Source organism: Jannaschia seosinensis, from assembly GCF_001408515.1.
Classification (GTDB): domain Bacteria; phylum Pseudomonadota; class Alphaproteobacteria; order Rhodobacterales; family Rhodobacteraceae; genus Jannaschia; species Jannaschia seosinensis.
In genome coordinates this window covers 1-11458 of sequence record NZ_CYPR01000112.1, presented here as the reverse complement: position 1 = coordinate 11458, position 11458 = coordinate 1, and the positions used below count along the sequence as shown (strand labels likewise).

Annotated in this window: 12 protein-coding genes and 1 pseudogene; 7 read left to right on the top strand and 6 right to left on the bottom strand. The window is 63.4% G+C overall.

The genetic code is table 11. The annotated features are described in order from the left end of the window. The coding region (locus JSE7799_RS09285; protein ID WP_144431633.1) for an IS1380 family transposase at window positions 1-709 on the top strand (709 nt) is incomplete at its 5' end. 265 nt (window positions 710-974) lie between these two features. Continuing rightward, a complete protein-coding gene (locus JSE7799_RS09280) occupies window positions 975-1982 on the top strand; it encodes an LLM class flavin-dependent oxidoreductase (protein ID WP_055663368.1) in 1008 nt (335 codons plus the stop codon). Window positions 1983-2005: 23 nt separating this feature from the next. On the opposite strand, the gene JSE7799_RS09275 is transcribed toward JSE7799_RS09280, so the two are convergent. From JSE7799_RS09275 to JSE7799_RS09265, 4 genes and pseudogenes are all read right to left on the bottom strand, one after another. Beyond that, a complete protein-coding gene (locus JSE7799_RS09275) occupies window positions 2006-2296 on the bottom strand; it encodes a hypothetical protein (RefSeq protein WP_055663367.1) in 291 nt (96 codons plus the stop codon). After that, the gene (locus JSE7799_RS21685) at window positions 2293-2523 is read right to left on the bottom strand and encodes a hypothetical protein (protein WP_245624846.1); all 231 of its coding nucleotides are present in this window, start codon (window positions 2521-2523) and stop codon (window positions 2293-2295) included. The genes JSE7799_RS09275 and JSE7799_RS21685 overlap by 4 nt, the downstream gene beginning before the upstream one ends. Further along, a complete protein-coding gene (locus JSE7799_RS09270; protein ID WP_245624845.1) occupies window positions 2474-3172 on the bottom strand; it encodes a tyrosine-type recombinase/integrase in 699 nt (232 codons plus the stop codon). Before JSE7799_RS09270 ends, JSE7799_RS21685 begins: the two co-directional genes overlap by 50 nt. A 142-nt stretch (window positions 3173-3314) precedes the next feature. After that, window positions 3315-4020 (bottom strand): annotated as a pseudogene (locus JSE7799_RS09265) (IS6 family transposase). Window positions 4021-4187: 167 nt separating this feature from the next. On the opposite strand from JSE7799_RS09265, the gene JSE7799_RS09260 reads away from it, so the two are divergent. From JSE7799_RS09260 to JSE7799_RS09240, 5 genes are all read left to right on the top strand, one after another. Next, on the top strand, window positions 4188-5351 hold the full coding sequence (locus JSE7799_RS09260; protein ID WP_083480426.1) for a TRAP transporter substrate-binding protein: 1164 nt from the start codon (window positions 4188-4190) through the stop codon (window positions 5349-5351). 72 nt (window positions 5352-5423) lie between these two features. Continuing rightward, a complete protein-coding gene (locus tag JSE7799_RS09255; RefSeq protein WP_055663366.1) occupies window positions 5424-6014 on the top strand; it encodes a TRAP transporter small permease subunit in 591 nt (196 codons plus the stop codon). Window positions 6015-6048: 34 nt separating this feature from the next. Next, on the top strand, window positions 6049-7467 hold the full coding sequence (locus JSE7799_RS09250; protein WP_055663365.1) for a TRAP transporter large permease: 1419 nt from the start codon (window positions 6049-6051) through the stop codon (window positions 7465-7467). A gap of 1 nt (window position 7468) precedes the next feature. After that, window positions 7469-8854, top strand: coding sequence for an amidase (locus JSE7799_RS09245; RefSeq protein ID WP_083480424.1), 1386 nt, complete (start codon window positions 7469-7471; stop codon window positions 8852-8854). Beyond that, entirely contained in the window at window positions 8854-9069 is a 216-nt protein-coding gene (locus JSE7799_RS09240; RefSeq protein WP_055663364.1) for a hypothetical protein, read from the top strand. Before JSE7799_RS09245 ends, JSE7799_RS09240 begins: the two co-directional genes overlap by 1 nt. Before the next feature lie 362 nt (window positions 9070-9431). Here the strand turns inward: JSE7799_RS09240 and JSE7799_RS09235 are convergent, their stop codons facing one another. Next, window positions 9432-10457, bottom strand: coding sequence for an IS110 family RNA-guided transposase (locus JSE7799_RS09235; protein ID WP_055663363.1), 1026 nt, complete (start codon window positions 10455-10457; stop codon window positions 9432-9434). A 284-nt stretch (window positions 10458-10741) separates the two neighbouring features. Next, a complete protein-coding gene (locus JSE7799_RS09230; protein ID WP_055663362.1) occupies window positions 10742-11446 on the bottom strand; it encodes an IS6 family transposase in 705 nt (234 codons plus the stop codon). Between the last annotated feature and the right edge of the window lie 12 nt (window positions 11447-11458).

Below are 11458 nucleotides of genomic sequence, written 5' to 3'. Positions count from 1 at the left end.
CCGCCGGTTGATCCGGCAGATTGCCAGGCATTGGCCCGAGACAGAAATCCTGCTGCGAGCCGACAGCCACTACTGCACCCCGCAGGTTCTGGACCTGTGTGACGGGCTCGGGCTGCGTTATGTCTTCGGTCTGTCGAAGAACGGCCGTCTGGCGCGGAACATCTCGGCATTGGAGGCATCGACAGCGGCGCGCTACGCCCGAACGCCGGGCCAGAAGCTGCGCCGGTTCAAGACCTTCTCCTACGCAGCCCGCTCGTGGTCGAAACCCCGCCGCGTCATCGCCCGCGTCGAGGTTGGCCCCATGGGTCGGGACACCCGCTACATCGTCACCAACCTCGAGGGCGGTCGCGGCAAGCACCTTTACGAGAAGCTCTATTCCGCTCGCGGCCAGGCCGAGAACCACATCAAGGCGTGGAAGGCCCACCTCGCAGCAGACCGGACGTCGTGCTCGAAGGCGAACGCCAATCAGATGCGTCTGATGCTGCACGGCTGCGCCTACTGGGTCTGGTGGAAGCTTCGCGCGGCTTGCCTAAAACGTTCACCATGGCGCCGCGCCCAGTTCGACACGCTGCGGCTGCATCTCGTCAGACTGGCCGCCACCATCGTCGAAAAGAAGACCCGGATCATCGTGACCCTGCCGGCATCGTGTCCCCGAAAGGGACTTCTCCTCCTTCTCTTCGACGCCCTCGCCCCACCGAAAACAGCCTGACGCATGCGCCCCGACAAACCCAGAAACATCAACCCGTATCGCCCAAGACCCAAGTCACCGGCCGGCATGCCAACCGGACGCAAACACCGGGTGCGCGCAAGAAAACCGAGACCGGGGAAACCATCCCACGGAGCACAAGTCCGCAGCTTCATGAATTATGCGGGTTAACAGTCCCCCCGATGACTGCCTTGCTACGCGGCGGCAAAATCAAGGGCCCTTGGCCTGACTGCTCCGGATGACTAGCTCCGACCCAGCGGAGGTTGCCATGCAGAATTTCTCACTTCTCGACCTGTCCCCGATACCCGAAGGCGAAACCGCCGCCGACGCGCTGGCCGGGACCGTCGATCTGGCCCGCGCCGCCGAGCGGTTCGGATACAAGCGTTACTGGCTGGCCGAGCATCACAACATGCCCGGCATCGCGAGTGCGGCAACCGCCGTGGTGATCGGACACGTTGCCTCCGCGACAAGATCCATGCGGATCGGGGCAGGGGGCATCATGCTGCCCAACCACGCGCCGCTCGTCGTCGCCGAGCAGTTCGGGACCCTCGCGACGCTTTATCCGGGGCGAATCGATTTGGGTCTGGGTCGGGCGCCCGGCACGGACATGGCCACGGCTCGGGCGCTGCGCCGTCACATGGCGCCAGACGACAGCTTTCCACAGGATGTCCAGGAACTGATCGGCTACTTCGACGACACGCCCGACGCGACCCCCGTGCGCGCGATCCCCGGAACCGGCACTCACGTTCCGGTCTGGATACTCGGGTCCAGTCTTTACGGCGCACAACTGGCCGCTCACCTCGGTCTGCCTTATGCTTTTGCCTCGCATTTCGCGCCGGCCATGCTGGAACAGGCGCTGGCGGTCTACCGCAGCACGTTCAGGCCGTCGGACCGGCTGGAAAAACCGCATGTGATGATGGCGGCGGGGGTATGCGCGGCCGAGACTGATGCCGATGCGGCATTTCTGCGGACCTCGCAACTCCTCGCGTTCGCCCGGCTGAGAGCGGGCCGGCCCGGAAAACTGCCCCGTCCGTCGCATGACGTCGACCGTGAAATCCCGCCGCCGGTCATGGCTCAGGTGGAGCAGGCGCTGTCGTGTTCCGCCACCGGTTCTCCTGCGACGGTGAGAAAGCAGTTGGGCGCTATCATCGAGGCCTTCCAGCCGGATGAGCTGATGGTGACCGGGATGATTCACGATCACACCGCACGGGTCCGCTCGTTCGAAATTGCGGCAGAGGTTCTGGCAGATTTTTGCGAAGATAACGTTGCTGCCTGAGCGTGCGAAACGGGCTCAAGCTGTCATGCGCTCAAGGCGTGGGTTGGGGCCGGAGGCGTCCCGAGCCAAATACGTCCCTCGCCATGCCGTTTTGCTAAGGATGCGGCGGCCCATCTGACGAGTTCGGCATTTGCGGGATCCGAGGCCCAGTCCGCGCCCTCATCTTGCGACAGAAGCGCGAGCCGTTCGGAGACAACGTCGTGCTTGACGTTCTCGATCGCTTTCAGCCTCAGCTTCACGCTCGACTCGCTGAGGGCGACCCGGAACAGTTCAATCGAGCAGAGCCCGGGCTCGTTGGTGAAGATCTCTGTCACATCCTGCTCACCTGTCTCGATGCGCTCGTCACATAGTCGGACCGCTTGCCCATCAGCTCGCGCCGTCGCTCGAGCAGGTCACTGCGGGCATCGGCCTGTTCCACGTCGGAGCCGACCTTGTGCGACAGGCTCATCTCAACCAGTTCGCGCGGCGTGTTCGCGGCCTCGCCGGCCCAGTCACAAAAGGTGGAGCGGAAGCCGTAGACGGTCGTGCCTTTCAGCCCCATTTCGCCGCAAAAGCAATGACACGTTCGAGGGGGGCGCGAAGCGCTTCTGGCCCTCGAACACGACCTCGGACTTCAGTGCCTTCAGCGGCTCGAAGATCGCCAAAGCGGCATCGGACAGAGGCGCGCGGTGATTCCCGCCCGTCTTCATCCGCACGCTCGGATAGATCCACGTCCGAGTCTCGTGGTTCAGCTCCTCCCAGCGCATCCCCAAGACCTCGCCGGTTCGCGCGCCCGTCAGGCAAGTGAACATCAGCGCCTTGGCCGCCATGGCATCGCGGCCCTGCAACTCCGCGTAGAAGGCAGGCACATCCTGCCAGCGCATCGCCTTGTGATGCCGCGTCTTCGCTCTCACCTTCGTCAAGACGTGTCCGTCGCAAATCGCCATTCCCGGATTTTCCCCGTCGCGGAGGCCTTTCGAGCGTGCGACGTCGAGCACCGTCTTGATCCGCTGAGACAAGCGCCGGGCCGTCTCGTGCTTTTCCGTCCAGATCGGGGACAGGCACATCAGCGCCTCGGGCTGACCGATGCTGTCGACCGGCATCCGCCCGATCTTGGGAAACGCGTAATCCCGCAGCGTGTTGATCCATTGCTGTCCGCGCTTGGTGTTCTTCCACGTCGGCATCCTGTCGAGATGGACCTGTTGGGCCACGTCCTGAAATGTCGGAACCTCGCGCGCGGCATTTAAAGCGAAGGTTCAGCCCCTTCCTCGCCATCCGCCGGTATTCCAGCGCCCGGTCGGGTGCTGGCAGACTAATTCGAACCAGTCTCAGGAAGGGCAGGGGGCCTGGCCATTATCCGGCGCAAAGACCGCGCCACTCGGCGAGAGCGGCGGTGCGGTTGGTCTTGAAGATGTCTCGGCTGGAGAGGCTGCGTTCCTGGTTGAAGTGGTTCGAGACAGAGGCGTGGACGGCGGCGAATTTCTGAAGACTTCGCATTCGCCGGAAGCGCTGCATGGCCCTCTCGCGTCGTCGGAACGGCAGGTGCGAATTCTCCGCGCGGTTGTTCAGCCACCGACCTGTCTCCTGCCGGTCCGCCATGCCGAGGTCCTTCAGGGCCGCGCCGTAGGAGCGAAGCTTGTCCGGCACGAGGACATCTGCTCGCCCGTGCTTCTTCATTGCTTTTCTGAGGAATTTCAGCGCAGCCTTCTTGTCCCGCGTCTTCGCGACCAAGCTTTCCAGCACCTCGCCCTCATGGTCGACCGCCCGCCAGAGGTAGTGCTGCTCGCCGTTGATCTTCACGAACATCTCGTCGAGGTGCCAGCGCCAGCGGCTCGATTTCAGGCCCTCGATGCGTCGCTTGCGGATCTCGCCCGCGAATAGCGGATCGAAGCGCTGCCACCAAAAAGCGCACCGTCTCGTGGCTGACGTCGACGCCGCGCTCATGGAGCAGATCTTCGACGTTCCGCAGCGACAGCGGGAAGCGGACATACATCATCACCGCCAGCCGGATGATCTCGGAACTGGTCTTGAAGTACTTGAAGGGGCTGCGCTTGGTCATGCGGGGAGCCTAGCCAGCCGCCTGCTCCGCCTCAAGCGAAGTTCTTCTGACAAGGCCCCCGCGCGACGGTGCGTGGTGGGGCGGCGTATCGCTTGCCGGGGTCGGGATCCTCCGCTATCGTTTAGGACCGGCATCTTGCCAGTGAAAGATCAGGGAGGATATTTCACGTGACCGACGCACCCGACCGCATCCAATCTATCAGAGAAGACGGCCAAGCCGTTTCGCGCCGCTCGTTCCTGCGCCGGGGCGCGCTGGGCGGTACGGCCGCAGCCGCAGGTGTGCTCGCCGCACCTGCCGTGCTCGCGCAGGCGCCGTTGACCATCAAGATGCAGACCTCCTGGCCGGCCTCCGATATCTGGCAGGAGATGGCGGGTCAGTACGCCACGCGCGTCGAGGAGATGTCGGGCGGGCGCCTGAAGGTCGACCTGCTGCCCGCTGGCGCGGTCGTCGCACCCTTCCAGGTGCTGGATGCGGTGAATGACGGTGTGCTCGACGCCGCGCATTCGGTTTCGGCGTACTGGTACGGTAAGAACAAGGCCGCATCCCTGTTCGGGACCGGTCCCGTCTTCGGTGGTAATCCGACCACCATGATGTCCTGGTTCTATCAAGGCGGCGGACGCGAACTCTACAACGAACTGACCCAGGAAGTCATGGGTCTCGACGTTGTGGGGATGCTTGGATTCCCGATGCCTGCGCAGCCCTTCGGCTGGTTCAAGGAGCCGGTGGAGAGCGTCGACGACATCAAAGGTCTGAAGTACCGCACCGTCGGCCTGGCCGCCGACCTGATGCAGTCGATGGGTATGTCCGTGTCCCAGCTTCCCGGCGGCGAGATCGTGCCGGCGATGGAGCGCGGCGTGATCGACGCCTTCGAGTTCAACAATCCGACCTCCGACCGGCGTTTCGGGGCGCAGGACGTGGCTGACTACTACTATCTCGGCTCCTATCATCAGGCGTCGGAATCGTTCGAATTCCTGTTCAACCGGTACTTCCTCGAGGATTTGGACGACGACCTGCGTTCGATCGTGCTCTACGGAGTCGAGTCGGCCTCGACGGCGAATACCGCGTTGGCGCTGAATCAGTATTCCAAGGACCTGCAGGAACTGCAGGAAAACGATGGCGTGACGGTTCGCAGCACGCCGCAGGAAATCCAGCTGGCGCAGCTTGAGGCGTGGAAGGATCTGATTGATGTGCTGGAGGAGGATCCGTTCATGAAGAAGGTCCTCGACAGCCAGCGCGCCTGGGTCGAGCGGGTTTCATATTACGAGTTGCTCAACTCCCCCGACTACAAGCTGGCTTACAACTACTTCTTCCCCGGTAAGCTTCCGGCGTAATGGGCTTGATGCGGGGGCCCGGTGGTATCGCTGCCGCCGGGCCCCTGTGAAATCGACTTCGAGAGATTTCTGATGCTGACCTACGTCCGGTTCGCCGACAGCCTAAGCGCTTGGTTCGGGAAGGCCTTCGCTTGGCTGATCATCCTGATGACCTTTGGAACGGCCTACGAGGTGCTTGTGCGCTACGTATTCAACGCGCCGACGCCTTGGTCGCTCGATGTGGCGTTTATCATGTATGGCACGCTCTTCATGATGGGGGGGGCCTATACGCTGTCGCGCGGCGGGCATGTTCGCGGCGACTTCCTGTATCGGCTCTGGCCGCCGAAGGTGCAGGCAGGAGTCGATCTCGTTCTCTATTTCGTGTTTTTCTTTCCCGGCGTCCTCGCGCTGGTCTTCGCCGGCTTCAAATACGCGTCCCGGTCGTTCGGATACGCGGAGGTGTCGGTCAACTCGCCCGCAGGCATTCCCATCTTCCAGTTCAAGGCGGTCATCGTCGCCGCCGGCCTTTTGCTGCTGATTCAGGGCGTGGCCGAAGTTTTCCGCTGTATCATGTGCCTGCGCACCGGCATCTGGCCCGCGCCGCCCGACGATGTGAAGGAAACCGAAGATCTCCTGATGGACGAGGCGGCGAAGGCCGAGACTCGATCGGGCGGCCTTTCGTGAAGCTGCAACATAATTCTGCCGGAGGCGCACAAGCGTGACGGACCCACAGATCGCCTTGGTAATGCTTGGGCTTTTCATCGTTCTCGTCTTCGCGGGCTTTCCGATCGCCTTTACGCTGATGGCGATGGGTATCGGCTTTGGCTACTACGCCTATTACGACGAGGGGCGGATGTTCCGCGGTCTCAATCGGCTGGCGGAGGAAGCGGGCGGATTGGAGCGGTTTCAGGCCACGCTGGACGGCTACTTCAACAACAACGTATTCGACCTGTTCATCAACCAGACCTATACCGTCATGGCGAACGAGGTCCTGACGGCGGTGCCTTTGTTCCTGTTCATGGGCTACGTGGTTGAGCGGGCCAATATCGTCGACCGGCTCTTTTCGACGCTCAACATCGCGTCGAAGAACGTGCCCGGCTCGATGGGCGTCGCGGCTCTGGTGACCTGCGCGCTCTTTGCGACGGCGACGGGCATCGTCGGTGCGGTGGTGACGCTGATGGGCTTGCTGGCGCTGCCTGCGATGCTGCGCGCGCGCTACGACAGGTCCTTCGCAAGCGGGATCATCTGCGCGGGTGGCACCTTGGGAATCCTGATCCCGCCCTCGATCATGCTGATCGTCTATGCCGCGGCATCCGGCACGTCGATCGTCCGGCTCTATGCGGGCGCGCTGCTCCCCGGGTTCCTGCTGGCCGGGCTCTACATGGTCTACATTGTGTCTCGCGCGGTTCTCCAGCCTTCTGTGGCGCCCAAGCCCACTCGGGACGAAGTCCCGGACATGCCTCTGGGCGAACTTCTGTGGTTGCTTTTGACGTCGTTCCTGCCGCTGGCCCTCCTCATCCTCGCCGTCTTGGGCTCGATCCTCGGGGGACTCGCCACTCCGACCGAGGCCGCGTCGATCGGGGCACTGGGCGGGCTGGTCCTCGCCGTGGCCTACCGCGCCCTGACGTTCCAACGTTTGCGCGAGAGCGTCTATCTCACAGTCCGCACGACCGCGATGGTGTGCTGGCTGTTCGTCGGCTCCTACATCTTCTCGTCGGTCTTCTCCTATCTGGGCGGCGAGCACCTGATCTCCGAATTCGTGACCGGACTCGACTTGACGCCCCTGCAATTCCTGATCCTGGCGCAGATCATCATCTTCCTGCTGGGATGGCCGCTGGAATGGTCTGAGATCATCATCATCTTCGTACCGATCTTCCTGCCGCTCCTCGCCATCTTCGAGGTCGATCCGCTGTTCTTCGGAATCCTCGTGGCACTGAACCTGCAGACGTCGTTCCTCACCCCACCCATGGCGATGAGCGCGTATTACCTCAAAGGCATCGCCCCGCCCGAGGTGCGGCTCGTGGAGATCTTCAAAGGTGTCATGCCATTCCTCGGCATGGTCTTCCTCGCAATGGTCCTGTTGTACAACTTCCCGTCGCTGGTCTACGCGCTGCCGAACTACTTCTATGGCAACTGAGATGACCTCCATTCCCGAGGCGCCGGGCGCCAAGGGCCCGCCGCGGCCCGAGTTGCTGGATCTGTCGGCGGTCGAGTTGCGCGACAGGCTTGCCACCGGGGCGATCCGAGCGGTGGAGATCGCTCGGGCTCTCGCCGCCCGAATTGCCGCGCGGGAGCCAGAGATCGGCGCCTGGGCTCATTTCGACGCCGAACATGCGATGCGGCAGGCGCAGATGCTCGACCGGCTGCGCGGCACGGGCAGGGCGGTCGGCCCGCTGCACGCCATCCCCGTCGGCATCAAGGACATCTTCGACACAGCGGACATGCCCACAGCCAACGGCACGCCGCTGGATGCCGGCCGCCGGCCCGAGCGCGATGCGCTGGCCGTGGCCTTCCTGCGCGGGGCGGGCGCTCTCGTCGCGGGCAAGACGGAGACGACGGAACTCGCCTTCCTGCACCCCGCCCGGACCAGCAACCCGCACGACACCGGCCGAACGCCGGGCGGATCATCGGCCGGATCTGCCGCGGCGGTCGCTGCGGGAATGGTGCCGCTGGCTATGGGAACGCAGACCGGGGGATCTGTCCTGAGGCCAGCCTCCTATGTCGGCGTCGTCGGATACAAGCCGTCTTTCGGTCTGATCCCCCTCCGCGGCGCGCTGGTTCAGTCGCCGAGCCTCGACACGGTCGGCACCTTCGCGCGCGATGTCGCGGGCGCGGCCTTGTTGGCTGACGTCTTGGCAGGCCACGATCCGGACGGTGACCGTCCGCCCATGGCCGCGCCGCGCCTGCTCGACGCCGCACGGTCGGCGCCGCCCGTTCCGCCGACCTTCGCGCTGGTGCGCCCGCCATGGTGGGAGTTGGCCAGCTTCGAGATGCGTGCCGGACTGGAGGAATTGGCTGCCGCCTTGGGGGAGCAATGTTTCGAGGCTTTCCTTCCCGACAGCTTCGCGGACGCGCCCGCGCATCGTGAGGTCGTGAACATGGCGGAGATGGCGAAATATCTGTATCCCTATGATCGACGGGGCTTTGATGCCCTGTCCGACACGCTGCGTTCCGCGCTCGATCGCGGCAAGCAGGTAACAGCCCGCGACTATCTGGCGGCGCGCGATTGGATGGGCATATATCGCGCAGGACTCGAGACGATCTTCGCGCGCTGCGACGCCATCCTGATGCCCGCCGCACCCGGGGTGGCGCCGGATAGTTTGAAATCGACGGGTGACGGGATCTTCAACGCGCTTGCGTCTTTCACGGGATCGCCAGCGATCTCGCTTCCGCTCTTGCAGGCGGACGGGCCGTCGGGACCGCTGCCCATGGGTGTGCAAGTGATGGGGCGGCTGGGTGACGATGCGCGGCTCCTGCGGACGGCCGCGTGGCTGGAACGCTGGACAAGCGAGGGAGAAGCGTGATGAGCATGACACAGCGCGAGGCAGATGCGACGAACGCACCGAAGGGGCGTGCGCCCGAAGGTCGGTTCAAATCTCTGGCGCTTCCGGTTCTGGCTTTTCTCGTGCTGGCGGCTTTTTTGGGCGTGCTTGTCGTTTGGGTCCCTCGCATCGACCTGATTGCGGTTGTCGCCGTGACCTTGGGTTTGGCCGCCTACGATTTCTTCGTGAAGCGGTAAGCTGCGGAATCCCGCGCCAGGCCGACTGGCGATCAAGGTGACATGGCCGCTGTCTTGCTCTGTGTGAAGCCGGACGAAAACTCCGGTGGTGTCATTTGTGGACGGCTCCGGTTTTGCAAGGGTTTTGTCGAGTGACGTGGATCGAAGCAGGTTGCGGTCATTTGTCCGGCCTGTGCGCGCGGTGCATGTGACCGCTGGCCCTGATGAAGTCCGCTTGCCGGGGCCCAATCAGACCATCGAGCTGTGACGCCCTGACAGTACCTCGGGATGTCCCGGCAGCGGTCTTGCTTGATCATCATCACTCACTTTTGCCCTTGCATCTCATCGCGGCGCCCTTGGAGCGCCGCCTGTCTCTTTGTTGTTCAAATTGCCGGTGCGGCCTTGTAATTCTCTTCCTTTGCCAGCAACGCCCAAGCCGTACGAGCGGTCTTGTTGGCGATCGCCACGGTCACGAGCCGTGTGGGTTTGCGTTCGAGCAGGGATCTGACCCAGGCTCCGGTTCGGGTGTCGGTCGTTCCGGCTCGCCTTGTCACCGAGGTGGCGCCGACGACCAGCAATCGGCGCAGGTAACCGTTGCCCATCTTCGAGACCCGTCCGAGCCGATCCTTGCCGCCAGACGAGTTCTGTCGTGGAACGAGCCCAAGCCAGGCCGCGAACTGCCGACCCGATTTGAAGACAGTGGGATCGGGCACGCTGGCCGCAATCGCAGTCGCGGTGAGGATGCCCACACCAGGGATCGTCTCGAGCCGCTGGCTTGCTTGGTTCTGCCGGTGCCACGCCATGAGCTGGCGTTCGATCTTGACGATCTCCTCGGCCAGGGTCTCGAGCTGCGCGGCCAGCGACAGAAGCGCCGACCGGGCGAGCGCCGGCAGGTCCAGCCCGTCGTCGGGGTCGCTCAGGCGCCGGACGAGCTCGACAACCTTCCGTGGTCCCTGCGCGGTGATCGTCCCGAACTCCGCCAGATGTGCCCGGATTGCATTCAGGATCATCGTGCGCTGCCGCATCAGCAGGTCGCGCGACCGGTGCAGCATCAGGACCGCCTGCTGATCGTGGGTCTTCACAGGAACAAAGCGCATGTTCGGTCGTGTCACCGCCTCGCAGATCGCTTCGGCGTCGGCAGCATCATTCTTTTGCCGCTTCACGTAGGGCTTCACATAGGCGGGCGGGATCAGCCGCACGTCATGGCCGAGGGCCGCGATCTCCCGGGCCCAGTAGTGGGAGCTCGCACAGGCCTCCATCCCGATCAGGCAGGGTTCCAGCTTGCCGAGAAAGTCGAGCACCGCCCCGCGGCGCAACTTCTTCTGCAGGACAACGGTGCCGCGGTCATCAACCCCGTGAAGCTGAAAGACGGACTTGGCCAGGTCGATCCCAAGTGTTGTAATCTCCATGTGGTCGGTTCCTTCCTTTGTTGGCTGTCACACAGCGCCAGCATGGCACAATGCGATGCCGTCGGGGTGGAGCCGTCCACACCATCCAGGCTGCTGAAAAAGGAAATGGACCTCGACGAACTGCATCAGCCGTCTCGAAGGGATGACAAGATATTGTGCGCAGGCGCTTCCAAAACCGATATGATGTGTCATCGTAGGAGTCGAAGATGGGCACTCAAGACTTTTTCAGCAGCCTGCATCAGACTAATTCGAACCAGTCTCAGGAAGGGCAGGGGGCCTGACTGTTATCCTGCGCAAAGACCGCGCCACTCGGCGAGAGCGGCAGTGCGGTTGGTCTTGAAGATGTCTCGGCTGGAGAGGCTGCGTTCCTGGTTGAAGTGGTTCGAGACAGAGGCGTGGACGGCGGCGAACTTCTGCAGACTTCGCATCCGCCGGAAGCGCTGCATGGCCCTCTCGCGTCGTCGGAACGGCAGGTGCGAATTCTCCGCGCGGTTGTTCAGCCACCGACCGGTCTCCTGCCGGTCCGCCATGCCGAGGTCCTTCAGAGCCGCACCGTAGGAGCGAAGCTTGTCCGTCACGAGGGTCTCCGCTCGGCCGTGCTTCTTCATTGCTTTTTTGAGGAATTTCAGCGCAGCCTTCTTGTCCCGCGTCTTCGTGACGAAGCTTTCCAGCACTTCGCCCTCATGATCGACCGCCCGCCAGAGGTAGTGCTGCTCGCCGTTGATCTTCACGAACATCTCGTCGAGGTGCCAGCGCCAGCGGCTCGATTTCAGGCCCTCGATGCGTCGCTTGCGGATCTCACCGGCGAACATCGGGCCGAAGCGGTGCCACCAGAAGCGCACCGTCTCGTGGCTGACGTCGACGCCGCGCTCATGGAGCAGATCTTCGACGTTCCGCAGCGACAGCGGGAAGCGGACATACATCATCACCGCCAGNCGGATGATCTCGGAGCTGGTCTTGAAGTATTTGAAGGGGCTGCGCTTGGTCATGCGGGGAGCCTA

Excerpts from the sequence above, each read along its gene's own strand:
- JSE7799_RS09280 (WP_055663368.1), top strand. The coding sequence starts at position 975 with ATGCAGAATTTCTCACTTCTCGACCTGTCCCCGATACCCGAAGGCGAA.
- JSE7799_RS21685 (WP_245624846.1), bottom strand. The coding sequence starts at position 2,523 with ATGGGGCTGAAAGGCACGACCGTCTACGGCTTCCGCTCCACCTTTTGT.
- JSE7799_RS09255 (WP_055663366.1), top strand. The coding sequence starts at position 5,424 with ATGCTGACCTACGTCCGGTTCGCCGACAGCCTAAGCGCTTGGTTCGGG.
- JSE7799_RS09245 (WP_083480424.1), top strand. The coding sequence starts at position 7,469 with ATGACCTCCATTCCCGAGGCGCCGGGCGCCAAGGGCCCGCCGCGGCCC.
- JSE7799_RS09240 (WP_055663364.1), top strand. The coding sequence starts at position 8,854 with ATGAGCATGACACAGCGCGAGGCAGATGCGACGAACGCACCGAAGGGG.
- JSE7799_RS09235 (WP_055663363.1), bottom strand. The coding sequence starts at position 10,457 with ATGGAGATTACAACACTTGGGATCGACCTGGCCAAGTCCGTCTTTCAG.